22 protein-coding genes are annotated in these 19,519 nt (G+C 63.1%); 8 read left to right on the top strand and 14 right to left on the bottom strand.

Features of this window, described 5'->3' with window-relative positions:
* Nucleotides 1–29: 29 nt before the first annotated feature.
* The 5 genes from ACWTU9_RS05725 (at nt 30) to ACWTU9_RS05705 (ending at nt 3,607) form a co-directional block, all read left to right on the top strand.
* Nucleotides 30–617: a 5-formyltetrahydrofolate cyclo-ligase gene (locus ACWTU9_RS05725; protein ID WP_455857449.1), complete on the top strand. Its 588-nt coding sequence runs from the start codon at nt 30–32 to the stop codon at nt 615–617.
* A gap of 59 nt (nt 618–676) precedes the next feature.
* Nucleotides 677–1,501, top strand: coding sequence for a TIGR00282 family metallophosphoesterase (locus tag ACWTU9_RS05720; protein WP_455857448.1), 825 nt, complete (start codon nt 677–679; stop codon nt 1,499–1,501).
* Between the two features lie 73 nt (nt 1,502–1,574).
* Nucleotides 1,575–2,336, top strand: coding sequence for a TerC family protein (locus ACWTU9_RS05715; RefSeq protein ID WP_454589014.1), 762 nt, complete (start codon nt 1,575–1,577; stop codon nt 2,334–2,336).
* Between the two features lie 187 nt (nt 2,337–2,523).
* The gene (locus tag ACWTU9_RS05710; protein WP_454572959.1) at nt 2,524–3,273 is read left to right on the top strand and encodes a YebC/PmpR family DNA-binding transcriptional regulator; all 750 of its coding nucleotides are present in this window, start codon (nt 2,524–2,526) and stop codon (nt 3,271–3,273) included.
* 13 nt (nt 3,274–3,286) lie between these two features.
* Complete coding sequence (locus ACWTU9_RS05705) at nt 3,287–3,607, top strand: SelT/SelW/SelH family protein (protein ID WP_455857447.1); 321 nt, start codon at nt 3,287–3,289, stop codon at nt 3,605–3,607.
* Nucleotides 3,608–3,640: 33 nt separating this feature from the next.
* Here the strand turns inward: ACWTU9_RS05705 and ACWTU9_RS05700 are convergent, their stop codons facing one another.
* Together ACWTU9_RS05700 and ACWTU9_RS05695 are read right to left on the bottom strand one after the other, a co-directional pair.
* Nucleotides 3,641–4,117 carry an anthrone oxygenase family protein gene (locus tag ACWTU9_RS05700; protein ID WP_455857446.1) on the bottom strand — a complete coding sequence of 159 codons (477 nt, stop codon included), beginning with the start codon at nt 4,115–4,117 and terminating at the stop codon, nt 3,641–3,643.
* A gap of 1 nt (nt 4,118) precedes the next feature.
* On the bottom strand, nt 4,119–4,952 hold the full coding sequence (locus ACWTU9_RS05695) for an NAD(P)H-binding protein (protein ID WP_455857445.1): 834 nt from the start codon (nt 4,950–4,952) through the stop codon (nt 4,119–4,121).
* A gap of 114 nt (nt 4,953–5,066) precedes the next feature.
* On the opposite strand from ACWTU9_RS05695, the gene ACWTU9_RS05690 reads away from it, so the two are divergent.
* Entirely contained in the window at nt 5,067–5,702 is a 636-nt protein-coding gene (locus tag ACWTU9_RS05690; protein ID WP_454589010.1) for a TetR/AcrR family transcriptional regulator, read from the top strand.
* A 5-nt stretch (nt 5,703–5,707) separates the two neighbouring features.
* Here ACWTU9_RS05690 and ACWTU9_RS05685 read toward each other — a convergent pair whose 3' ends face one another.
* Together ACWTU9_RS05685 and rpmE are read right to left on the bottom strand one after the other, a co-directional pair.
* Complete coding sequence (locus tag ACWTU9_RS05685; protein ID WP_455857444.1) at nt 5,708–6,208, bottom strand: hypothetical protein; 501 nt, start codon at nt 6,206–6,208, stop codon at nt 5,708–5,710.
* Nucleotides 6,209–6,313: 105 nt separating this feature from the next.
* Nucleotides 6,314–6,535 (bottom strand): 50S ribosomal protein L31, encoded by a 222-nt coding sequence (gene rpmE, locus ACWTU9_RS05680; protein WP_023668748.1) that lies wholly within the window; start codon nt 6,533–6,535, stop codon nt 6,314–6,316.
* A 204-nt stretch (nt 6,536–6,739) separates the two neighbouring features.
* Here rpmE and ACWTU9_RS05675 point away from each other — a divergent pair, with 204 nt between their 5' ends.
* The gene (locus ACWTU9_RS05675; RefSeq protein WP_455857443.1) at nt 6,740–8,542 is read left to right on the top strand and encodes an ABC transporter transmembrane domain-containing protein; all 1,803 of its coding nucleotides are present in this window, start codon (nt 6,740–6,742) and stop codon (nt 8,540–8,542) included.
* A gap of 5 nt (nt 8,543–8,547) precedes the next feature.
* Here ACWTU9_RS05675 and ACWTU9_RS05670 read toward each other — a convergent pair whose 3' ends face one another.
* Together ACWTU9_RS05670 and ACWTU9_RS05665 are read right to left on the bottom strand one after the other, a co-directional pair.
* Entirely contained in the window at nt 8,548–10,665 is a 2,118-nt protein-coding gene (locus tag ACWTU9_RS05670) for a DUF3857 domain-containing protein (protein WP_455857442.1), read from the bottom strand.
* A 160-nt stretch (nt 10,666–10,825) separates the two neighbouring features.
* Nucleotides 10,826–12,313, bottom strand: coding sequence for a carboxypeptidase M32 (locus ACWTU9_RS05665; protein WP_455857441.1), 1,488 nt, complete (start codon nt 12,311–12,313; stop codon nt 10,826–10,828).
* A gap of 176 nt (nt 12,314–12,489) precedes the next feature.
* On the opposite strand from ACWTU9_RS05665, the gene ACWTU9_RS05660 reads away from it, so the two are divergent.
* Nucleotides 12,490–12,843 carry a DUF1304 domain-containing protein gene (locus tag ACWTU9_RS05660; protein WP_455857440.1) on the top strand — a complete coding sequence of 118 codons (354 nt, stop codon included), beginning with the start codon at nt 12,490–12,492 and terminating at the stop codon, nt 12,841–12,843.
* A gap of 81 nt (nt 12,844–12,924) precedes the next feature.
* Here the strand turns inward: ACWTU9_RS05660 and ACWTU9_RS05655 are convergent, their stop codons facing one another.
* The 8 genes from ACWTU9_RS05655 to ACWTU9_RS05620 form a co-directional block, all read right to left on the bottom strand.
* Nucleotides 12,925–13,353, bottom strand: coding sequence for a hypothetical protein (locus tag ACWTU9_RS05655; RefSeq protein ID WP_455857439.1), 429 nt, complete (start codon nt 13,351–13,353; stop codon nt 12,925–12,927).
* 238 nt (nt 13,354–13,591) lie between these two features.
* On the bottom strand, nt 13,592–14,623 hold the full coding sequence (locus ACWTU9_RS05650) for a peptidoglycan -binding protein (protein WP_455857438.1): 1,032 nt from the start codon (nt 14,621–14,623) through the stop codon (nt 13,592–13,594).
* Nucleotide 14,624: 1 nt separating this feature from the next.
* On the bottom strand, nt 14,625–15,650 hold the full coding sequence (locus ACWTU9_RS05645) for a MotA/TolQ/ExbB proton channel family protein (protein ID WP_455857437.1): 1,026 nt from the start codon (nt 15,648–15,650) through the stop codon (nt 14,625–14,627).
* 182 nt (nt 15,651–15,832) lie between these two features.
* Nucleotides 15,833–16,498, bottom strand: a complete 666-nt coding sequence (gene trhA / locus ACWTU9_RS05640) for a PAQR family membrane homeostasis protein TrhA (protein WP_455857436.1) — start codon at nt 16,496–16,498, stop codon at nt 15,833–15,835.
* A 146-nt stretch (nt 16,499–16,644) separates the two neighbouring features.
* The gene (locus ACWTU9_RS05635) at nt 16,645–17,445 is read right to left on the bottom strand and encodes an inositol monophosphatase family protein (RefSeq protein ID WP_454572973.1); all 801 of its coding nucleotides are present in this window, start codon (nt 17,443–17,445) and stop codon (nt 16,645–16,647) included.
* Nucleotides 17,446–17,524: 79 nt separating this feature from the next.
* Nucleotides 17,525–18,091 carry an elongation factor P gene (efp, locus tag ACWTU9_RS05630; protein ID WP_112559678.1) on the bottom strand — a complete coding sequence of 189 codons (567 nt, stop codon included), beginning with the start codon at nt 18,089–18,091 and terminating at the stop codon, nt 17,525–17,527.
* A gap of 162 nt (nt 18,092–18,253) precedes the next feature.
* The gene (locus tag ACWTU9_RS05625) at nt 18,254–18,391 is read right to left on the bottom strand and encodes a hypothetical protein (RefSeq protein WP_455857435.1); all 138 of its coding nucleotides are present in this window, start codon (nt 18,389–18,391) and stop codon (nt 18,254–18,256) included.
* Nucleotides 18,392–18,422: 31 nt separating this feature from the next.
* On the bottom strand, nt 18,423–19,502 hold the full coding sequence (locus ACWTU9_RS05620) for a tetratricopeptide repeat protein (RefSeq protein ID WP_455857434.1): 1,080 nt from the start codon (nt 19,500–19,502) through the stop codon (nt 18,423–18,425).
* Nucleotides 19,503–19,519: the final 17 nt, after the last annotated feature.

Here is a 19,519-nt window from a genome sequence, read left to right as displayed (position 1 = left end):
CCAAATCCGACCTTTTCTAGCGTCCGCGCATGACATCTCCCAAGGAACTGAAAAAACATCTGCGCAAGGAAGCGCTCGCACGCCGGGACGCGCTTGATGATTTCTGGCGGGTGGAAATCGCGCTCGAAATGGCCGAGACCGCGCGCGACCAGATCGCCGTCGAGCCGGGCCAGGTCATTTCGGGTTTCTGGCCGATGCGCTCAGAGGTCGATGTGCGGCCGCTGATGTTCGCCTTACGCGAAAAGGGCGCGCGGCTCTGCCTGCCGGCGATCCTCGACAAAACCACCATCGTCTTTCGCGAACTGGTGCGCGGCGCGCCGATGGTCGAGATGGGTTTCGGCACGGTCGGGCCGCATGAAGAGGCGGCGGTGCTCGACCCCTCGGTGATGCTGGTGCCGCTCGCCGCTTTCGACGCGCGCGGGCACCGCATCGGCTACGGCGCCGGCTATTATGACCGCGCCATCGCCAAACTCGTCGACAAGGGCCAGCCGCCCAAACTGATCGGCATCGCCTTCGACTGCCAGGAGGTGGCGCTGGTGCCGGATGAGAACCACGATGTGATCATCCCGGAAATACTCACCGAGAGCGGGTTGCGCCGGTTCATGCCACAATTGTAGATAGTTTTTTGAAACGCATGATCTTTGCCGAAAAGTCATGCAACTTTTCGGATGTTCATATGAGACTTCTCTTCCTCGGCGACATGGTGGGCAAGACGGGACGTACGGCAGTGTGGGAACAACTGCCCGGCCTGATCTCCGATTTCAAACTCGACTTCGTCATCGTCAATGGTGAGAACGCCGCCGGCGGCTTCGGCATCACCGAAGAGATTTTTCGCGACACGATCGCCGCCGGCGCCGATGTCGTCACCACCGGCAACCATGTCTGGGACCAGCGCGACGCGCTGATCTTTGCGCCGCGCGAGGAACGCTTCCTGCGTCCGTCCAATTTTCCCAAAGGCACGCCGGGGCGCGGCTCCGGCGTCTATATCGCCAGGAACGGCGCGCGGGTGCTGGTCGCCAACATTATGGGCCGGGTGTTCATGCATCCCGAGCTTGACGATCCGTTCCAGGCCGGCGAGCGCGAGCTGGCCGCGTGTCCGCTGGGCGAGCAGGCCGATGCCGTGGTCATCGATTTCCACGCAGAGGCGACTTCGGAAAAGATGTGCTTCGCGCATTTCGTCGACGGCCGCGCCAGCCTCGTCATCGGCACCCACACGCACCAGCCAACCGCTGACCACCAGATCCTCAATGGCGGCACCGGCTACATGTCCGACGCCGGCATGTGCGGCGACTATGATTCCTCGCTCGGCATGGACAAGGAAGAACCGCTCAACCGATTCCTGTCGAAAGTGCCGAAAGGTCGCTTTGAGGCGGCAACCGGACTGGCGACATTGTGCGGCATCGGCGTCGATATCTCCGATCGCACCGGCCTGACCGAGAAGATCGCGCCGTTTCGTCGCGGGCCTCGGCTTGAAGAAACCGCGCCATCCTTCTGGTCATGACGTTGATATAGTCGAGTACAGTACCTAACTGGCGACGAAACTGCTCTAGATCGTTAAAGAGGGGACGACCTCCATGCAGCTGATCGAGTTCTTCGCGCCGCATTTTCAATTCGTTTCCGACCCCACCGCCTGGGTCGCGTTGCTGACGCTGATTGTGCTCGAGGTCGTGCTGGGCATCGACAATCTGATCTTCATCTCGATCCTGACCAACAAATTGCCGGAAGCGCAGCGGGCGCGGGCCCGCCGTCTCGGCATATCGGCGGCGCTGATCATGCGGCTGGTACTGCTTGCCACCATTTCCATCATCGTCCAGCTGACGACGCCGGTGTTCACCGCCTTCGGCCACGGTTTTTCCTGGCGCGACCTGATCCTGATCGCCGGCGGCCTGTTCCTGGTCTGGAAGGCGACCAAGGAAATCCATCACACGGTCGATCCGGAAGACCACAAGGACACGATGCTGGGCGAGACGCTACAGATCTCGCTTGCCGGCGCCATCTTCCAGATCCTGCTGCTCGACCTCGTCTTTTCGATCGATTCCATCATCACCGCCGTCGGCATGACCGACGAGATCGCCATCATGTATATCGCCGTCATCGTGGCGGTCAGCGCGATGATGCTGGCGGCCGGGCCGCTAGCCAACTTCATCGCCAAGAACCCGAGCATCGTCATGCTGGCGCTGGGCTTCCTGTTGATGATCGGCATGACGCTGATCGCCGACGGCATGGGCTACCATGTGCCCAAGGGCTACATCTACGCGGCGATGGGCTTTTCGGCGCTGGTCGAAGGCCTCAACATGCTGGCACGGCGAAGGAAGAAATCCGGCGGGGGGCACTGAACTCGGCGCGAACGCTGCGGCTGGACGAATTGAGCCGATTTATCTATAAGCCGGCCATTCCGACAAAGAGCGACGTATGCCTTCGCAGGCATGCGAGAGACGTTCTGAAGTTTAAATTCGAGCATAAGGAGGACGAGGCAGGAATGCCTCGCCTCGAAATGCTCTAGCCGAAGACGACAGGGGTGCCATGGCTGGCCATTCACAGTTCAAGAACATCATGCACCGCAAGGGCCGCCAGGATGCGGTGCGGTCGAAAATGTTTTCCAAGCTGGCGCGCGAAATCACCGTCGCCGCCAAAAGCGGGACGCCCGATCCGTCGATGAACCCGCGCCTGCGTCTGGCGATCCAGAACGCCAAGGCGGTGTCGATGCCCAAGGACAACATCCAGCGCGCCATCAACAAGGCGTCGATGGGCGATGCCGAAAACTATGAGGCGGTGCGCTATGAAGGTTACGGCCCGGGCGGCGTGGCGCTGATCGTCGAGGCACTGACCGACAACCGCAACCGTTCGGCCTCGAACGTGCGCGCCGCCTTCACCAAGGCCGGCGGAGCGCTCGGCGAAACCGGATCGGTGTCGTTCATGTGGAACCGCGCCGGCGAAATCTACTATCCGGCCTCCGTCGGCAGCGCCGACAAGGTCATGGACGCAGCGATCGAAGCTGGCGCCGATGATGTCGAGTCCGACGAGGAAGGCCACACCATCTATTGTGGCTTCGAGAGCATGGGTGAAGTGTCGAAGGCGCTGGAAGCTTCGCTCGGCGAGGCCGAATCGGTAAAGCCGATCTGGCAGCCGCAGAACAATGTTCCAGTCGACGAAGAGCGCGCGCAATCGCTGATGAAGCTGGTGGCGACGCTCGAGGACGATGACGACGTGCAGAGCGTCTACGCCAATTTCGAAGTCGACGACGAGACCATGGCCAAGCTCAGCGCGGCGTGATCGAAACTCGAGCATGAGCGAGCTGCCCACCATCCGCATCACTTATTGCACGCAGTGCCAATGGCTGCTGCGTGCCGGCTGGATGGCGCAGGAGCTGCTCTCCACTTTCGGCATGGATCTGGGTGAAGTGACGCTGGTGCCGGGCACCGGCGGCATCTTCACCATTTCCTGCAACGATGTGCTGGTCTGGGACCGCAAGCGCGACGGCGGCTTTCCCGATGCCGCCAAGCTCAAGCAACTGGTGCGCGACGTCGTCGATCCGGACCGGGATCTCGGCCATGCGGACCGAAAAACTCATACGCCCAGGGGCCATGAGCAAAAGGACCCCACCTGAGGCAGGGTCCTGCGCGATTGCGACATGCCATCTTCAGAGCAGTGCGAAGATGAAGCAGGCCATCGACACGATGGCGGTGACGGTGCGGACGTGGTTCCACATAACCCATTCGCTGAGATGGTTTGCCCATACGGCGGCGCCGTTGGCACTGGCCGGGTCGACGGCGGCGAGTGCGTCGTTGAGCGGCACATTGAAGATCATGGTCACGATCGGGTTGCCAACCACATAGATTACGGCACCGGCAAGCAACCAGTACGAGCCGGACTGGCTCCAGCCCATGATGGCGGCGGCGATAAGCACCAGACAGAGCAGGCCGGTGCCGAACAGCGCCGTCATGAAGGTCGGGGTGATCACCGTGATGTTGATCGAGTTCATCGCCGCAATGCCTTGAGGGACGGGCAGCCGGGCAAGCGCTGCCATGACGAAGTTGGAAAAGGCGAAGAACACGCCGCCGACGACGCCCGAGCCGATTGCGGCAATGATGGTGAGGGTGGGAAGAAGCTTGACCATCTCAGTTACCCCAGATGCCGGTTGCGGCTGTTTCGGTTGCGTAGGCGGAAAAGTCTTTCGGTGCATGGCCGAGCACGCGCTGCACACCATCGGTCAGGACCTCGTTGCGACCGTCGAGCACTTCGGTGAACAGCTCGTTGAGCAGCCAGGCGATTTCGGGCGGCAGTTCGTGTGCCGCCGTCGCGGCGGTGAATTCGTCATGCGAAATCCTGACATAGCTTATATCGCGGCCGGTCGCCTTGGCGATCTCGGCGACTGCGTCGGCGAAGCTCAGCAGCCGCGGTCCGGTCAGCTCATAGAGCTGGCCGACATGGCCTGGCTCGGTCAGCGCGACGAAGGCCGCGTCGGCAATGTCGTCGACATCGATAAAGGGCTCACCGACATTACCGACCGGCAGGGCCACTTCGCCATCGAGCAGGGAGTCGACGAGAAAGCCTTCGCTGAAATTTTGCGAAAACCAGGCGCAGCGCAGGATCGTCCACTCGGCGCCCGAGGCTTTGACCATCTCTTCGGCGCGCTGGGCCTCGGTCTCGCCGCGTCCGGAAAGCAGCACCAGGCGGGTGACGCCATTGGCCACTGCAAGCCTGGCGAAGGCGCCGACGGTCTCGGCGGCACCCGGCACGGCGATGTCGGGATAGTAGCTGATGTAGACGGCACTCACGCCTTGCATGGCCGGCCCCCAGGTCGCGGGAACCTCCCAGTCGAAGCGTGGGCTGCCGGTACGCGAGCCGATGCGCACTGCAACCCCCTGTGCGGTCAGCCGCTCGGCCAGGCGACGGCCGGTCTTGCCGGTGCCGCCGAGGATCAGGATTGGTTTGGATGTGGTGTCAGTCATGATGGCTTTTTCCTTTGTTCAAAAACATGAGTAATCCTCATATTTGCAAAACGTGATAAACTCTCGTATTTTGCGAGTCAAGCCAGTTTGTCGAAGAATTTTCTGGAGAGAGCCATGGAAGGCAGAGCCGAAACGCAGGATGGGCAGGTCGCATCGCCGCGCCGGGCGCCCACCCAGCAGCGCAGCCGCGAGCGCGTCGAGCGCATGCTGGCCGCAGCCTCGGCGCTGATCGCCGAACAAGGCAGCGACGCCATGCGCATGGGCGAGGTGGCTGAACGGGCAGAGGTGTCGATTGGTTCGCTCTACCAATTCTTTCCCGACAAGCGGGCGATCGTCTGGGCGCTGGCCGAGCGCTACACCGCCGAAAGCCAAGCCTGCATCTCCTCGGCGCTGAAGGATGTCGGCGACGCTGAAGGCCTGCGGCAGGCGTTTTCGGAACTGGTCGATATCTACTATCGGCTGTTCCTCGCCGAGCCGGTGATGCGCGACATCTGGTCGGGCACGCAGGCCGACAAGGCGCTGCGCCAGCTCGAACTCGCCGACAGCCGCGCCAATGCCGAATTCCTGACCGCAGTCCTCAAGCGGCTGCAACCCGACGCCGATCCGGTGGCGCTGGAGACGACGGCGTTTCTGGTCTGGCAGATGGGCGAGGCTGCCGTGCGGCTGGCGATATCGGTCGACCGACAGGAGGGCGACAGGCTGGTCGAGGCCTACAAGCGCATGGCGCTAAGGGAGCTGGTGGGCGAGTAGGCGGGTTAGCTGCCCCAATACATCTTGAGCATTTCCTCGCGCTCATCGTCGGTGACCATCACTATTCTGGCCATGCTGAGACTGCCACGATGGAAGGCGAGGACGGCCAATGCGTAAGTCGCGGTCGCCTCGTCGGTGGTGGTTGCCAGGTCTCGCAACGCCAGATGCAGCAGCGTCTGCCAAGCCGCCCTATAGTGCGGTTCGATCCAATCGGGGATCGGCGGATTGCGCTGTTCCACCAACCGAGCCTCTTCGATTACCGCAGCGAGCCCATAGGCTGCCCAATTCGTGGGGACGTGTTCAGCCGAGATGCGAACGATCTCCGGGATCGCCGCGTAGGATGCGCTCCCGACATCCCCTTGATGGTGCAATTCCTCCCAAAGTTCGTTCCAGATTGTCCTTTCGTCGTAGCGAGCAGCCAACGCGCGCAAGGCTGGTCTTGGGTCGTAGACGACCTTGTACCCACCCCGGAGGTCGGACCATCGCTCGTCATCAAGATCTATCACTTGTATCCCCATCGTGGTCGGCTCAGCCTCCTATCGGCAGGACGTCATGGCAACAAAAAACCCGCCTCGAAGGCGGGTTTTTCAAAATCTGCAGGCGTATTCAGCTTACAGGCCGAAACCTTCGAAGCGCTTCTTGAACTTCGACAGGCGGCCGCCGCGGTCGAGCAGGGTCTGCTGGCCGCCGGTCCAGGCCGGGTGCGTGGTCGGGTCGATATCGAGGTTCATCGTATCGCCTTCCTTGCCCCAGGTCGAACGGGTAGAATATTCGGTGCCATCGGTCATGACGACCTTGATGGTGTGGTAGTCGGGATGGATGTCGGCCTTCATTGTCGTGTTTCCTGGCTTGTGCGCTGCCGACGGGCCCGTGGCCTGCGTCGATGCGCCCCTTTTTAAAACTCGAAGCCGCAGCTATTGAAAAGCCACGGCTTCTAAAACGGTCGGCGAGCCTATACATCAGCCGGAATTGAATCACAAGGCCGCGGCAGGCGCTTATTGAAAGCGACGGCCTGGAAGCGGCCAGAGGAAACGGTCATGGCGGATATCAGCGGCGAGCAAGACGGGCGCAGACGCTCGCTCGGGCCGCTCAGGCGCCTTTCTCCCTACATCGCCCGCTACCGCAAGCTGGTCATCGGCGCCGTCATATCGCTGGCCATCGCGGCTGCGACGACGCTGACGCTGCCGCTTGCGGTGCGGCGCATGATCGACCACGGATTTACCCCGTCCGGCACCACCTTCATCGCCGAGTATTTCGCCGCTTTGGTGGCGATGGCCGCGCTTCTGGCTGCGGCATCGGCCGGCCGCTACTATTTCGTCATCACGCTCGGCGAGCGGGTTGTGGCCGACATCCGCAGCGATGTGTTTTCGCATGTCACGACGCTGTCGCCAGCCTTTTTCGACACCGCGCAATCGGGCGAGATCGTCTCACGGCTCGCAGCCGACACGACGCAGGTGAAATCCGCTGTCGGCGCGACGGCCTCGGTGGCGCTGCGCAACGTCATCCTCGGTCTCGGCGCGGTGGCGATGATGATCGTCACCAGCCCGAAACTGTCCGGCCTGGTCATCGCGGCCATTCCGGTGATCGTGCTGCCGCTGGTCGCCTTCGGCCGCTCGGTCCGGCGCCGGTCGCGGCAGGCGCAGGATACGCTGGCGCAAGCAACCGCCTATGCCAGCGAGCAGATCGGCGCAGTGCGTACGCTGCAGGCCTTCACCAACGAAACGCTGGTCACCGGGCGGTTTTCGGCTGCGGTGGAAGCTGCCTTCCAGGCGGCGCGTTCGTCGATCTTCGCCCGCTCGCTGCTCACCTTCTTTGCCATCTTCATGATTTTTTCCTCGGTCGTGGCGGTGCTGTGGTTCGGCTCGCGCGATGTGCTTGCCGGCACGATGTCACCCGGCACGCTCGGCCAGTTCCTGCTCTATTCGGTGTTCGCCGCCGGCGCGCTTGGCGCGCTGTCGGAAGTCTGGGGCGAGCTTGCCCAGGCGGCCGGTGCGGCCGAACGGCTGACCGAGATTCTGGATGAGACTCCGGCGATCCAATCGCCCGCAGTGCCGCGGCCGCTGCCGGCCAAGGCAAAAGGCGAGATCAGCTTCGACGACGTGTCCTTCTCCTATCCGGCGAGGCCCGACCGGGCTGCCGTTCATGGCCTCAGCTTCCAGGTCAAGCCCGGCGAAACGGTGGCGATCGTCGGCCCCTCGGGTGCCGGAAAAAGCACCGTCTTTTCGCTGATCCTGCGCTTCTACGATCCCGAGACCGGCCGCATCGCCATCGACGGCGTTGACGTGCGCGAGGCCGATCCGGCCGATGTCCGCGAGCGGATCGCCATCGTGCCGCAGGATGTCACCATCTTTGCGGCGAGTGCGCGCGATAATATCGGTTTTGGCCGGCCGGGGGCCACCAATGCCGAGATCGAGACGGCCGCCAGGGACGCGCTGGCCGACGAATTCATCCTCAAACTCGACAAAGGCTATGACAGCCAGGTCGGCGAGCGCGGCGTAACCTTGTCCGGCGGCCAGCGCCAGCGCGTGGCGATCGCCCGCGCCATCCTGCGCGATGCGCCGATCCTGCTGCTCGACGAGGCGACTTCGGCGCTCGACGCCGAAAGCGAAACGCTGGTGCAGACGGCGCTGGAACGACTGATGCGGGGCCGTACCACAATCGTCATCGCTCACCGGCTGGCAACTGTGCTGAAGGCCGACCGTATCCTGGTCATGGATGGCGGCCGCATCGTCGAGGAAGGCACGCATCAGAGCCTGGTCGCCAAGGGCGGCATCTATGCGCGGCTGGCGAAGCTGCAGTTCGAAACTGGCGCAAGCGCGTTCAGGGGTGCCGCGGAGTAATAGATTTAGCCGCGGGCAGGCTGACGCCGCCCGCGCCGGACAGCGATGAATACCGGGACGCCGACGAACAAGGTCAAGAGGAACATGCTGGCGATGATCTGTCGCTGTTCCGTGTCCGGATCGCTGACCTTCACCTCGACTGGCGGGGGGTCGACGTAAGTAAAGTCATACTCCCACTGAACGTCCTTAGAGACGTCCTCGACGGATTTCAGGTAGTCCGCAATCGCGTTGGCCGGGACTTCGCTCGCCAGCGTCTGCAAATTCCATTCCGCGCGGAATTCGGTTGCTGTGTTGCTCCACGACGTCTTCAGCGACACATAGGGTGTCACGATGTTTTTTATTTCCTCGCCGGAAAACCGCGCCTTGAGGTTTCGCACCGTCACGCTGTGTCGACGGTAATACGGAACGCCAAGGGATATGGGGCCGCGGCGGCCGACGATGGTCGGGGTCGGGAGATAGTTGCCGAGATCCGCCGCCTGGATAGGAAAATTCTTGGCAAGGTCGTTGGCGGCCAGCGCCTGCGCCGGCAATGAATAGCTCTCTTTCACGCTGACGATGTTGCCGTCGCGTCGGTCCAGAATTTCCAGCTTTGCGGTGCTTTGAATGCCCGGATACTGCTTGCTGTAATATTTCAGGTAGTTGTCCGACATCTCGGTCAGCGACTGGCCAGCCAGCCTGTTGCGCATCGAGTCGGCGTCGGCGCCTTCGTACATGGAAAAGACCGTCAGCGATAATGGATCGCCCGGCTTCTCGGGGAAGTCGAATTCCTCGGCGACCTGGATCGATGGGCTGGTCAGCTCCGGAGTCGGCATCTTCTCCAGTCCGCCGGTGCTGGACAGCGGCAGCGCAAAGCCATAATCGGCCTGCGCAAGATTGTCTACCTTACCGCCCTGAAGGTCGTTGGTGGCATCCAGCCAGTATGTCTTGGTTCCGATCTTAGCCTTGACGATGGCATGGTCGAAATCGCGCAGCGCCGGCAGGTGCTGGTCCAAGGCCCGCCCATGGTCGAGATCGGCCAGGGCGACCTCGGCAGAAATGCCAAGTCGCACAAGCGACGAGGCAAGCAGCAATGCCTTGTCCTTGCAATCGCCAAAGCCGCTTTGCAGGACTGTCGCTGGATCGCGCGGAACATAGGATCCCGCACCGATCGACAGGCTGACATAACGGATCTGGTCCTGCACCAGCCGCGTCGCCTGGATCATCCGGTCTTCGGCGACGGGATGCTTGACGGCGATGTCGTCGAGCTTGGCTGCGAAATCGGCGGGAAAATCGGTCACCGGCCCGTAGTAGGGCGCTATGGCGTCGACGACACTTTGCCAGTTTGCGGTCGAGGCCACGTCGACGGAGCCCCAGGCCGGATACTGCACCGGCAGGTTGTCCTCCACCTTGACCGGCTTCGGATTGCGGATCTCCCACACATAGACCGTGTCCGACCCCGACGACGAGACTACCGGCTTGAGTTCCGTTCCCCTTGCCTTGATCTGAAGCGGCTGACCGGCGGGCCAGGTGATGTTTGCGCGAATGAGCGCCACCGGCTCTTCCCACTCGGTCGCAAAGCTGAAGAAGAAAAGATCCTTGCCGACAAGCGGCGTGATTTCGTAGGTCGTCGCATAGTCGACAATGTCACCGACACGCACGTCTTCGACGTTGACATGGGCCGTCAGCCAGCCGTCGTACAGGCCTTTCTCGGCGTCCTTTTCCTGCCTGAAAATATCGAATTTCGTGCTTGCCAGCCTGTCGATCACGGCGCCATCGCGGATGATGCGCAGATGGTTCAAGGTGACTTTGTGCCGCGACGGATCGAACTGCAGGTTGATTCCGGCGCCCTGCTCGAGGCCGGGCCGGTCGACGATCTTGTAGACCGTGCGCGAGTATTGGTCGTAGCCGCCGGTGCGGTGCACGATCTGGTCGTCCGAGAGCAGCCACGAGATGCCGTTCCTGATCTGGTCGGATCGGGTGGCGTCAGCCGAGGGAACATCGATCAGCCTCGTCCAGGCCGGCGCTGGTCCGACAAGGACCACGTCGTCGGACAGGGCCGGAGAACTCAGGCTGATCAGAAAGAGGGCGAGGCCGATGAGCCGCCAGCAAGACTTGATCACACGAAAACCAATACAGGCCGACATCCAGCTTCGCCAACTCTAGACCGGTTCATCGTTTCACGGAAACGCTGAACCGCTCTACCCCTTTGTTTGGACGCAATTCCAAAAACAACTCTTTTTCAGAGGCTTTCCAGCAGAAGTAAAGCCCATCGGCCGACGTTTTTGGGGCCAGCAGCAGCCGGAACTAGTCGGCCCCATAGCGCTGCTTCAGATGATTGGTGAAATGCGCGGCATTCAGTTTCTCGCCCGTGGCGCGCTCAAGCAGTTCGGGCGTTGACCAGTGCGAGCCTTGCGACCAGATCTTGTCGCGACGCCAGCCGTTGATTGCCTCGAAGTTTCCTTTTGCCAGATCGTCGTCGGCGGAAGGATGCTCGCTGGTCAGCGCCGCCCATTGCTGCGCCGCCATCATCGCGCCCAGCGTATAGGACGGGAAATAGCCGAAGGCGGCACCTGGCCAATGCACGTCCTGCATCGGCCCGTCGGCCGGGTTGTCGATCGTCGACAGGCCAAGATACTCCCGCATCTTGGCGTCCCACGCCTCTGGCAGGTCGGCGGCCCGCAGCCGCCCCGAGACAAGCTCCTGCTCCAGCTCGTAGCGCAGGATGACATGCAGCGGGTAGGTGACCTCGTCGGCGTCGACGCGGATCAGGCCGCGCTCGACCCGATGCACATGCGGCAGGATGTCGTCGAGCGACCAGGCCTCGCCGAGATGCTTTCCGACCACGGGCAGCGCCCAGCGCCAGAATTGGGGGTTGCGGCCGATCTGCTTCTCCACGAACAGGCTCTGGCTTTCATGCACGGCCATGCCGCGCGCCTTGCCCAGCGGCCAGTGCGCCCAGGCCTTCGGCAGGTTCTGTTCGTAGAGCGCGTGGCCGGTCTCGTGCAGCACGCCCATCAGGGCCGACAGGAAATCCGAGGTCTTGTAGCGGGTGGTGATGCGCACGTCGCTTGGCACGCCACCGCAGAAAGGATGATGCGACACCGACAGCGAGCCATGGGTGAGGTCGAAGCCCACCGCCGCCATCATGGCGAGGCCAAGTTCGCGCTGCCGGTCGATCGCATAGCTGCCCGAAAGCGGCTTCAGCGGGCGCTTGGCCAGCCGTGCTTCCTGCACGGCCAACGCTTCCGGCACGAAGCCTCTCAGAAAGGTCTTCAGCTCAGTGAAGACCGGCGTTATGTCGGCGGCGCGGTTGCCGGGATCATATTGCTCCATCAGTGCGTCGTAAGGATCGAGGCCGAGCGCTTCGGCGCGCAGCGCTGCCTCCTCGCGCACCAGCGCGATGACACCTTCGAGCGCCGGAAGGAAGCCGGCCCAGTCATTCTTGGCGCGCAGGTCACGCCAGAGTTGCTCGGAGCGCATGCGCGCCACCGTCTGGCGCTCGACGAATTCGACCGGAAGGCAGGTCAGGTTGGTGTATTGCCGGCGCAATTCCCGGACCGCCGCCTGCTGCTCCTCGTTCAGCACTTCTTGTTCGGCGGCGGCGAGCCAGACGGCGATTTCCGGCGCCGTCGCCCGGGCATGCAGCATGCCGGCAAGCGACGACATGGCTTCGGCGCGCTTCTCGCCGCCACCGACGGCCATGTGGGTCGCCTCGTCGGCGCCGAGGATGGCGAGCGCATGTTCCAGCGCTTCGAGCTTGTGGCCGAGATCATCGAGTTTCTGAAAGGACATGGCAGGTTCCGCGTTTTGGACGGCGGGAAAAGATACCAATGCGACGGCATTGGCAACCCTGCACGAGTGCCGGTTAATGGGCCTCGGTTGATGGGCGCAGGGCGGTGCGAGCTTGCACGCCGCGGCCAGCGTGCTCAATATGACCCGACGGTGTGATGCCGTCTGGGGAGAAAGACATGATCGCCAATATACTGGTGGGGCTGGTGGCGCTGATCCACTGCTACATCGTCTATCTGGAGATGGTGGCATGGGACACGCCGCGCGGCCACAAGGCGTTCAACCTCAAGCCGGATTTCGCCAGCGCATCGAAGGTGCTGGCCGCCAATCAGGGGCTTTACAACGGCTTCCTTGCCGCCGGGCTGATCTGGGGCCTCTATCTCGGCGCGGCCGGTTTCCAGATCAAGGTGTTCTTCCTGCTTTGCGTCGCCATCGCCGGGCTCTATGGCGCGGCGACCGCCAGCAGGAAGATCCTGTATATCCAGACCGTGCCGGCGGTGCTGGCGCTCGCTGCGCTGTGGCTCGGCTGGTAACAAAAAGGACGCCCTTGGGGGCCAGGTCCCTTCGGGCGCCAGACAGTCCCTTCCTCATTCTCGGGATATCAAGAACGCACCTCAGCCGTTCGGATAGTGGCCGCCGTCGGAGCCATCGCCCATCAGGAAGCCGCTGCCGGTATCGACCATCAGCTTCTGGTTGACGTTGTCGAGGCGGCGCAGCAGGTCGTGGTACTGCGCGGCCGGGATCCTGCCATGATCCGAACCGGCGACCCGTTCGGCGGCCTGGCTGATATGCGCGGCGCGCTGATGCAGCCGGTGCGCCTCGGAGGTGGAGATGCTGTTGGCCGCGCGCGCGTAGGTGATACCCTGGTCGACGCCCCGTATCTGCTCGATCAGGCCGGTCACGCGCGGACCGGTCATGTCGGTCGGGTCGCTGGCATCGAGGGCGCCCTTGCTGTGGTGGCCGGCGGCATAGGCGCCGGTAAGCGGTATGGCGATCAGAAGTGTTGTGAAAGCTGCAGTCCTGAGAGTCTTCAAAGAGCGCATGATGTGCGTCTCCTCCTGCTGTGGAAGGGGCGAGCGCTTCGCGCCACCTTCCCGACGCGGGCCGTCGCGTTCCGTCGCGTCGCGATGTGAGGCATCGCCGGCGGTTCTCGGCCCTGCGCGGCAAATTAGGAGGCCAGAAACGCGAAGTGTAATTAAAAAAAGATAATGTTTTCAGGCCTTGCCGAGGCTGCCCTGCGCCCTAGAGTTGAGTCGACGAACAAATTCGCGTGACTAAAAATCACCGTTCGGTGAGCTTCAGTTCAATGCGGCGGTTCTTGTTGCGGGCGTCTTCGGTGTCGGCGGGGTCGAGCGGCTGGAATTCGCCGAAGCCGGCTGCGACCAGCCGGTTGGCGGGCACGCCATTCTCGATGAGGTATTTGACCACCGAGGTCGAACGCGCCGTCGACAGCTCCCAATTGTCACGGTAGCGGCCGGTGCCCGACAGCGGCTTGTTGTCGGTGTGGCCGTCGACGCGCAGCACCCAGTTGATCTCCGGGGGAATTTCCTTTTGCAGTTCGATGATGGCGTCGGCGAGCTTCTTCATCTCGACCTTGCCGGCATCGTTGATCACTTCGGAGCCGGTCGGGAACAGCACTTCCGACTGGAAGACGAAGCGGTCGCCGACGATACGGATGTTCTCGCGGTCGGCGAGGATTTCGCGCAGGCGGCCGAAGAAGTCAGAGCGGTAGCGGTTCAGCTCCTGTACGCGCTGCGCCAGCGCGACGTTCAGCCGGCGGCCGAGATCGGCGATCTTGGTGTTGGAATCGCGGTCGCGCGTTTCAGAGACGTTGAGGGCGTCCTCGAGTGCGCCGATCTGCTTGCGCAGTGCCGCTATCTGCTGGTTGAGGATCTCGACCTGGCTCAGCGCCTGCTGGCTGATCTGGCGCTGGTTGTCGAGTTCGCCGCCCAGTTGAGCCGCACGCTGGTTGGCGGCGTCGCCGGCGCCCGCACCTTGCGCCAGCAATTGCTCCAGCCGGCTCTTTTCCGCTTCCGCCGCCGACAGCGACGCCTGCAGATTGGCCAGCGAATCGTCCTTGTCCTGCGTCGTCGAACGCTCCAGCGCCAGAAGCTGGGTCAGTTCGTTGATCTGCGAATTGAGGCGTGTGAGCACGGTATCCTTGCCGGAGAGCTCGCGGCCGAGCAGGAACTGCGCCAGCACGAAGACGGTGAGCAGGAACATGATGGCGAGCAGCAGGGTCGACAGCGCGTCGACAAAGCCCGGCCAATAGTCGATGCGGCGGTCGGTGCGCCGGCCCCTGGCGAGCGCCATGCTAATGCACCCCGGGTTTCTTCAGCGCGTCGGCGATCTTTTCCAGCGTGTTGCGCATCGCCTTCTGCTCGTCCGACTGGGCTTCGACCCAGTCGCGCATGATCTGCTGCTCGGAGCGCATGTTCTTGACCAGGCCGGAAATGCCGTCGGCGAGATTGGCCATCGCGGTGGCGACGCGCGGATTGGAGCCGCCGCCGTTTTCCTGCATGCTGCGCAGCCGTTCCGACAGAAGGCGGATCTCGTCGGAAGGTTCGCTCTTGGCCGGATCGGAAACGACAATGTCGGAGGAGAGATCGGTGACCGAAGACAGCCAGTTTTCAAGCTCGGTGTAGAAGCGGGTCTGGGCGCGGCCGGCCTGCAGGTCGAGGAAGCCCAGCACCAGCGAACCGGACAAGCCGAACAGCGAGGACGAGAAGGCGGTGCCCATGCCGGCCAGCGGCGCCGACAGCCCCTGTTTGAGCGAATCGAGCACGGCGGCGGCGTCGCCGGTGCCGGGGTCGAGCGCTTCGATGGTCTCGCGGATCGAGGCGATGGTGTTGAGCAGGCCCCAAAAGGTGCCGAGCAGGCCAAGGAACACCAGCAGTCCGACGAGGTAGCGCGAGGTGTCGCGGCTTTCGTCAAGGCGGGTGGCGATCGAATCCAGCATGGTGCGCATCGAGGAGGTCGAGAAGGCCACCGTCGACGAACGGCCGATCATCGCCTTCATCGGCGCCAGCAGCACCGGCTCGGTGGTTTCGGAACCGGCGCGGAAGGAGTTGACCCAACGCACTTCGCGAAACAGCCGTCCGACCTGTGCGAAGGCAAGCAGGATGCCGACCACAAGCACGCCGATGATCAGGCCGTTGAGGCCGGGATTGCTGCCGAAGGCGGTCGAGATCTGGCGGGTGAGGATGGCGGCGATGAAGGCGACGATGACCAGGAAGATGACCATCGTCAGGAGGAAAACCTGCGGGCTCGATAGTTTGTGCGGATCGTACATCAGGACATCAGAACGCCTGCCCACGCCGAAGGATCTGAGAAAAGCCATCCGTGCCCCGTTTCCGATGCTCTTATTTGCCTTGACGCAATTCCGAACGGGAAACCGCTCACAATTTCCCTGGAATTGCTCCAGTGCCGCCGATCACGTAATTCGCGACTCTAAACGCAATTGTGACCAAATTGAATGGTGCTTGGCAATATTGCCCGACAGACCGGGCGGCACTGCGGCGTTTAGAGGCGGTTGATGACCAGGCAATCGACCATGGCGGCAAGATGCAGTCCAGCGCCGGTGATGACAAAGCCGTGCCAGACGGCATTGTGGAAGCGCAGCCCCTTCCAGGCAAAGAAGATGACGCCGCACGAATAGACGATGCCGCCGGCGACGATCAGCGCGATCGACGTCGTCGGCAACGTCGCGACCAGCGGCTTGACCAGAACGATGCCGCTCCAGCCGATGGCGAGATAGAAGACGATGGCCAGGCGGTCGAAGCGGCCGGGAAGGAACACTTTTATGGCGATGCCGGTCACGGCTGCGGTCCAGACAAGGACAATCATCGGCAGCGCCAGCGGCGAGCCGTCAAGCTGGGCCAGAAAGGGCGTGTAGGTCGCGGCGATCAGAAGATAGATCGCCGCATGGTCGAACCGCCGCAAGATCCATTTCGCCGGCGATGTCACCGGCCACAGATTGTAGGTCAGCGAAACCGACAGCACGGTCAGCAGCGACACCACAAAGAAGACGGCGGCGATGTATTCGCCGGGGCCGGCATGGAAGGCGGCCAGCGCCAGCAAGGCCGAGCCCGCAGCTATCGCCAGCACGATGCCGACCGCATGGACGATGCCGTCGGCGATCATTTCCGCACGCGAATAGTGCCAGCGCCCGACAAACGGGATCTCCATTGGGGGGATCTCAATTGGCGATTCTGGCGGGGATAGAGGCGGCATGCACGAAGTCCTGCGTCGCTCCTTATCTGGGCGGTCGCCGGGCAGTATTTCAAGCTTTGGTTGCGGTTTTACGACTGCGGCGCTTCAGCGCGGCACGCCTGTCAGCGTGCGGAAAGCGGCTTCTTCACCGCCTTGAGCAGCGCGCGCTGAATGACTTCATTGCCGGCAACGACCGAGCCGTTATCCAGCATGTCCTGGCCGCCATCCATGTCGGAGACGAAGCCGCCGGCTTCGCGGACCAGCAGCAGGCCGGCGGCAATGTCCCAGGCCGACAGGCCGGTTTCCCAGAAACCGTCCATGCGGCCGGCGGCGACAAAGGCGAGATCGAGTGCGGCGGAACCCAGGCGGCGCACGCCCGAGACCTCGGCCATCACATTGCGCAGCTCGACCAGAAAATTGCCGTGCTGGCCGCGGCCGAGATGCGGCACGCCGCAGCCGATAACGCAGTCGGTAAGCTTGCTGCGGCCGGCAACGCGAAGCCGGCGATCGTTCATGAAGGCACCACCGCCGCGCTCGGCCGTGTAGAGTTCGTCCATTGCCGGATTGTAGATGACGGCAGCGACGAGCTGGCCCTGGCGTTCCAGCGCGATCGAGATGGAAAAGATCGGGATGCCGTGCAGGAAATTGGTGGTGCCGTCGAGCGGGTCGACGATCCAGCGGTGCTGGTCGTCGTCGCCTTCGACCGCGCCGCGCTCTTCCATTAGGAAGGCATAGCCCGGCCGCGCCTTCGATAGTTCGGCAAACAGGATGTCCTCGGCCTTGCGGTCGGCCTGGCTGACATAGTCGCCCGGCCCCTTCATCGACACCTGCAGGTTCTGCACCTCGCCGAAGTCGCGCGACAGCGAGCGGCCGGCCTTCATGGCGGCCTGGACCATGACATTGAGAAGTGCTGAGCGTGCCATCGTATTTCTTCCTGCTTCGTACCTTGGTCTTGATGCATGTCGGTGACCCAGAACCGGGGCCACTTTTGGGCGACATGCTTCAGTCAGCGCGACGCATGTAGGTGAGTTCGTTGGTGTCGACGACGATGCGTTCGCCGGCGCCGATGAATGGCGGCACCAGGACGCGGATGCCGTTTTCCAGAACCGCCGGCTTGTAGGAGGACGCCGCCGTCTGGCCCTTCACCACCGGGTCGGCCTCGGTGATGGTCAGCGTCACCTGATCTGGCAGCGAAATGCCGATCGGCCTGTCCTCATAGAGCTGGACGGTCACCATCATGCCGTCCTGCAGGAAGGCGGCACGGTCGCCGACAAAATCCTTCGCCAATTCGAGCTGTTCGTAGCTCTGGGTGTCCATGAACACCAGGGCGTCGTCCTGTGCGTAGAGGAAGGAGAAATCCTTCAGATCGAGCCGGATCTGCTCGACGGTCTCGGCCGAACGGAAGCGCTCATTGAGCTTGGTGCCGTTGATCAGGTTCTTCAGCTCGACCTGGTTGTAGGCGCCGCCCTTGCCGGGCTTGACGGTGTTGGTCTTGACCGCCACCCAGAGCCCGCCATCGTGCTCGATGACATAGCCGGGACGGATTTCGTTGCCATTGATCTTGGCCATGATGATGTTGATCCGGGAATGAGATGGTCGCTGGACAAGCGATTTCGGGCTCCCAAGACCACAAATCCCCCAAAGAGGCAAGGGAGCGGGCAGGTCGGCGCCGACCGGAAGGCATCGATATCACCAAGTCGGGTACTGGATGCGGCGCCGACGCAGGCACCATCAGCCGTGCTGATTGACAATCGAACCGACCGCTTCGGCGATGGCCTCGGCGACCTTCGCCAGCTGATGGATATGCGGCGATCGCAGGACGACGCCCTGCAGGGACAGGTCGAGTGCCTCCGTTTCGACAAGCGTCACGCCCTTCGGCGGCTGTTTGCCGAAAAAGGCGTCAGGGCAGGCGGTTTGCCTTCTGCAAGGCCTGCTTGGTCTGGTCGTCGGTCAACCCTTGCAGGAAATCGTCCATCTCCGGGTCGATAAGGCCGGCGCGGCGGGCGACCACGTACCAGGCCCCGGCCAGGACCAGGTCGGGATCGGTGCCGATGCCGCCCATATAGAGCTTTGCCAGACGGTTCTGGGCGGCGACGTTGCCGCCTTCGGCCGCCTGCTTCATCCAGTTGAAGCCGGATTTCAGGTCGCGAACACCGCCGCGGCCCTCGATCATCCAGGCGGCAAGATCGATCTGCGCGGTGTCGTAGTTCTGCCTGGCGGCCTGCGCCAGCAGGCCGCGCGCCTTTGCATCGTCGCGCTGCTTGCCGCCGACGCCATTGGCATAGACCTGCGCCATCGCGTACTGGGCGTCGGCAAGGCCGGTCGCCGCGGCGCGTTCATAAAAGGGTACGGCCCTGGCGATGCCGGCATCGCCAGGATCCTGCTGCACCAGCAGTTGCGCGAAGTTGAACTGCGCCAGGCGGTTGCCGGCCTCGGCGGCGGCCTGCATCAACGCATACGCGCCCTTCTCGTCCTTCTTGACGTAGCGGCCGTCGAGCAGCATCAGCGCATACTGGAATTGTGATTCCGGGATGCCCTGCTCGGCGGCCTGCGCATACCATTTGGCTGCTTCCGCCGGGTTGAGCGGCACGCCCAGCCCGCGCGACAGGATCTCGGCGACCAGCGTTTGCGCCGCCGGGTCGCCATTCTGGGCCCGCACCAGCGCCAGATTGTAGGCGGTCTTGTAGAGGCCGCGTTGGAAAGCGCCGTAGGCGGGGTCCGCCGGCTTGGCGCCGAAGCGCTCGGGGTTGATGGCGTCGGCCGAGGGCAGCGGAGCGGTCGTCGCGGGTTGCGGCAGCGGGGTTTCGATCGGCTTGTCGACATGAACCCCGGAATCGGTGGCATCGGCCTTAGGGGCACCGGCCTTTAAGGCACCCGCATCGGGGGTGTCCGCATCCGATGCACTGATCGCCGGTGCGCCGGTATCGGGCCTCGGCTGCGGCAACGGAATGGGCTCCGCCGCGATCGCTGCCCCACTCATCAAGGCCGCCACGAGAA

It is taken from the genome of Mesorhizobium sp. 128a, from assembly GCF_053848025.1.
This window is presented reverse-complemented; position numbering and strand designations above follow the sequence as displayed.

Coding starts and splice junctions, on each gene's coding strand:
- ACWTU9_RS05725 (WP_455857449.1), top strand. CDS start 30: ATGACATCTCCCAAGGAACTGAAAAAACATCTGCGCAAGGAAGCGCTC.
- ACWTU9_RS05720 (WP_455857448.1), top strand. CDS start 677: ATGAGACTTCTCTTCCTCGGCGACATGGTGGGCAAGACGGGACGTACG.
- ACWTU9_RS05715 (WP_454589014.1), top strand. CDS start 1,575: ATGCAGCTGATCGAGTTCTTCGCGCCGCATTTTCAATTCGTTTCCGAC.
- ACWTU9_RS05710 (WP_454572959.1), top strand. CDS start 2,524: ATGGCTGGCCATTCACAGTTCAAGAACATCATGCACCGCAAGGGCCGC.
- ACWTU9_RS05705 (WP_455857447.1), top strand. CDS start 3,287: ATGAGCGAGCTGCCCACCATCCGCATCACTTATTGCACGCAGTGCCAA.
- ACWTU9_RS05700 (WP_455857446.1), bottom strand. CDS start 4,117: ATGGTCAAGCTTCTTCCCACCCTCACCATCATTGCCGCAATCGGCTCG.
- ACWTU9_RS05695 (WP_455857445.1), bottom strand. CDS start 4,952: ATGACTGACACCACATCCAAACCAATCCTGATCCTCGGCGGCACCGGC.
- ACWTU9_RS05690 (WP_454589010.1), top strand. CDS start 5,067: ATGGAAGGCAGAGCCGAAACGCAGGATGGGCAGGTCGCATCGCCGCGC.
- rpmE (WP_023668748.1), bottom strand. CDS start 6,535: ATGAAGGCCGACATCCATCCCGACTACCACACCATCAAGGTCGTCATG.
- ACWTU9_RS05675 (WP_455857443.1), top strand. CDS start 6,740: ATGGCGGATATCAGCGGCGAGCAAGACGGGCGCAGACGCTCGCTCGGG.
- ACWTU9_RS05670 (WP_455857442.1), bottom strand. CDS start 10,665: ATGTCGGCCTGTATTGGTTTTCGTGTGATCAAGTCTTGCTGGCGGCTC.
- ACWTU9_RS05665 (WP_455857441.1), bottom strand. CDS start 12,313: ATGTCCTTTCAGAAACTCGATGATCTCGGCCACAAGCTCGAAGCGCTG.
- ACWTU9_RS05660 (WP_455857440.1), top strand. CDS start 12,490: ATGATCGCCAATATACTGGTGGGGCTGGTGGCGCTGATCCACTGCTAC.
- ACWTU9_RS05655 (WP_455857439.1), bottom strand. CDS start 13,353: ATGCGCTCTTTGAAGACTCTCAGGACTGCAGCTTTCACAACACTTCTG.
- ACWTU9_RS05650 (WP_455857438.1), bottom strand. CDS start 14,623: ATGGCGCTCGCCAGGGGCCGGCGCACCGACCGCCGCATCGACTATTGG.
- ACWTU9_RS05645 (WP_455857437.1), bottom strand. CDS start 15,650: ATGGCTTTTCTCAGATCCTTCGGCGTGGGCAGGCGTTCTGATGTCCTG.
- trhA (WP_455857436.1), bottom strand. CDS start 16,498: ATGGAGATCCCGTTTGTCGGGCGCTGGCACTATTCGCGTGCGGAAATG.
- ACWTU9_RS05635 (WP_454572973.1), bottom strand. CDS start 17,445: ATGGCACGCTCAGCACTTCTCAATGTCATGGTCCAGGCCGCCATGAAG.
- efp (WP_112559678.1), bottom strand. CDS start 18,091: ATGGCCAAGATCAATGGCAACGAAATCCGTCCCGGCTATGTCATCGAG.
- ACWTU9_RS05620 (WP_455857434.1), bottom strand. CDS start 19,502: ATGAGTGGGGCAGCGATCGCGGCGGAGCCCATTCCGTTGCCGCAGCCG.